General features: G+C 43.1%; 1 protein-coding gene. It reads left to right on the forward strand.

Annotated features, from left to right (window positions below):
• On the forward strand, positions 1-2,239 hold a 2,239-nt coding region (rnr, locus tag CAG69_RS09035), incomplete at its 5' end, for a ribonuclease R (RefSeq protein ID WP_202600735.1).
• Between the last annotated feature and the right edge of the window lie 245 nt (positions 2,240-2,484).

A 2,484-nucleotide genomic window follows, 5' to 3' on the forward strand; every position in this document is an offset into this window, starting at 1 on the left:
AAATATATCCGCACAATCAATAAATTCTAATAATTACGAGCACATTATCCCTAGCCGAGACGTTATCCTTAGCCTATTCGATAAAGTTAAAAATCACTTAAGTCACGAGCAAATTTCTCGCTCTACTGGCTTAGATGAGAAACCACAAAAAGACGCTTTAAAAAAACGTTTACGCGCTATGGAGCGCGATGGCCAGTTGATTTTCACGCATCGCCGTGGTTATAAAAAAGTCGATCAAACCGCTTTGGTTTCTGGAAAGGTCAGCATTCACGCAGACGGCTTTGGTTTTGTCACTTACGACAGTAATGAAAAAGACCTTTTCTTACCTAAACACCAACTTACTCATGTGTTTGATGGCGATATCGTACTGGTTTTGAAAGGCAATGCTCAGCATCAAGGACGCTCAAATCATCGTTTCATCAAAATAGTGGAACGAAAAACAACCCACATCGTGGGCTTGTTAAAGAGAAAAGGTTCGAACTTCTATCTAGTGCCAGAAAGCGCGAAACTGACTCAAACCATTCATGTCACACCAAATGATCTTATCGCCAAAAGTGCCGGTAAACTCGTTCATTGTAAAGTCACTGCCTATCCAGATCACAGACAATCAACAACAGTTGAAGTGGCGGAAGTATTAGGGCGTCCGGGAGAAGCAGGGATTGAAGTTAAATTGGCGTTACGTCGACATGGCATCAATGACCATTGGGATGATGAAGTTCTTCACGCTGCTTCCGCATTTGGCAATCACGTAGAAGAAAAAGACAAAACGTCACGAGTGGATTATCGTGATTTACCGTTCGTCACTATCGACGGGGACGACGCGAAAGACTTTGATGATGCCGTTTACGCATACCAAATGGACAACGGGCATTGGAAGTTATTCGTCGCGATTGCAGACGTATCTCACTACGTTCAGCCAAACGACCATTTAGATCTTGAGGCGCAATCTCGTGCAACGTCCGTTTACTTCCCCGGATACGTTGTACCAATGCTACCAGAAACATTATCTAACGGTTTGTGCTCGCTTAACCCGAATGAAGACCGATTGGTTATGGTATGTGAGATGACCTTTGACGACGAAGGTAACATGCTAGATTCAGAGTTTTCTGAAGGGATCATTCACTCGCATGCTCGTTTAACTTATAACGAAGCTTACCGTATTGTTTCCCAATCAACGGAAGCAAAAAAATACCAAGGTAATAATCCAAAACAAAACATCAAACAGCATCTGGTGAATCTCCATCGCTTGTATTTGAACCTATCTGGTCAACGTCAAGTCCGTGGTGCCATTGATTTTGACACGCAAGAGCTTTCATTCACGTTAAACAATAAAAAGAAAATCGCGTCCATCGTTCCGGTAGTTCGAAATGATGCCCACCGAATGATCGAAGAATTCATGCTGTGTGCCAACGTTGCCACCGCTCAATTTTTGCAGCAACAAAAAATACCGAGCTTATACCGCGTGCACTCTGGTCCTCAGATGAAAAAACTGTCTTCATTAAGAATGATGCTTGCAGACAAAGGGCTAACGCTTGCGGGTGGTGATAAACCAACTTCTCATGACTACAACGCATTACTGGAACAAGTACGAGATTTAGATGAGTGTGATGTGATTCGTACCCTACTGCTACGTTCTCAGAGTCAAGCCGAGTATTCGCCGAAGAATATGGGTCACTTCGGTTTAGCCTATGACGCATACGCACACTTTACTTCGCCAATTCGTCGTTACCCAGACTTACTCGTTCACCGCGCCATTCGCGCTAAACTTCGAGAGCAAAAAACAGGCAAGCTACGCAGTCTGCTCATGAAACTAAAACCTATTCGTCAATTGACAGGTGCTGCGAACAACTACCCTTACGATACAAAAGTAATCGAGCAACTGAGTGTGCACTGTTCACATCAATCTCGTCAGGCAGATGAAGTGAGCCGAGAGGTTGAGTCAGCACTGAAATGTCATTACATGAAGCCATTTATCGGGCAACACTTCATGGGGACGGTGTCTGGAGTCACACACTTCGGAGTATTTGTTGAGTTAGAGGAAAACCGAATCGAAGGTCTCATTCCTTTATCAAGTTTCCAAAATGGTGAGTTCGAATTTGATGCAGTCAAACAAAAAATTTCCAGCCAGAGCACCACGTTTACTTTAGGGACTAAAGTGCACGTGTTGGTTAAAGACGTCGATTCGAAACAAAGAAAGATCATGTTCAATTTAAAAGATGCAGAACACACGGTAGGTTAGTCTGTTTTCTAACCCATTGTTCAAAAATAAAAAATAAGCTTTATATATCGCGATTAACTTGTGACATTTCGCTGACATCAGCTCATTCTAAAACCCTAATATCTGGCAAAGGAAACGAATCTAACTTTTGTTTCCAGACACCATCGCAGAGTGTATTTCCAGCACTCTGTTTGCCTCGAGAGGTTCTTATGACAGCCTAGGATCTCTCGGGGCTTTTTGCGCCTCTTAAACCCCACCTTATGTTG

It is taken from the genome of Vibrio sp. V43_P6S15P86 (assembly GCF_009904725.1).
Lineage (GTDB): Bacteria > Pseudomonadota > Gammaproteobacteria > Enterobacterales > Vibrionaceae > Vibrio > Vibrio diabolicus.